The 210-nt window shown below is 68.6% G+C and carries 1 protein-coding gene; it reads left to right on the plus strand.

Features of this window, described 5'->3' with window-relative positions; all coding sequences use genetic code 11:
• The coding region (locus KVT39_RS37785) for a hypothetical protein (protein ID WP_217591556.1) at nucleotides 1-210 on the plus strand (210 nt) is incomplete at both ends.

Raw genomic sequence — 210 nt, forward strand, 5'->3', positions numbered from 1 at the left:
GGCGCCCGAGCAGGCCGCGCTGCCGCCGCTGGCGCTGACTTACACGGGGTTCGACCTGAGCCGCGCGCGCTTCCGTCCGCTCGATGCGGGGCTGGTCGGGCTCAATGCCGGCTTCTATCAGGTGGTCGACCTGTACGGCGAGGGTATGCCCGGAATCCTGTACAACGATGGCCAAAGCTATCTGTATCGGCGCGCCCGGACGGTCACGCC

Origin of the sequence: Burkholderia sp. GbtcB21 (assembly GCF_019091065.1) — a bacterium.
Classification (GTDB): Bacteria; Pseudomonadota; Gammaproteobacteria; order Burkholderiales; family Burkholderiaceae; genus Burkholderia; species Burkholderia pyrrocinia_C.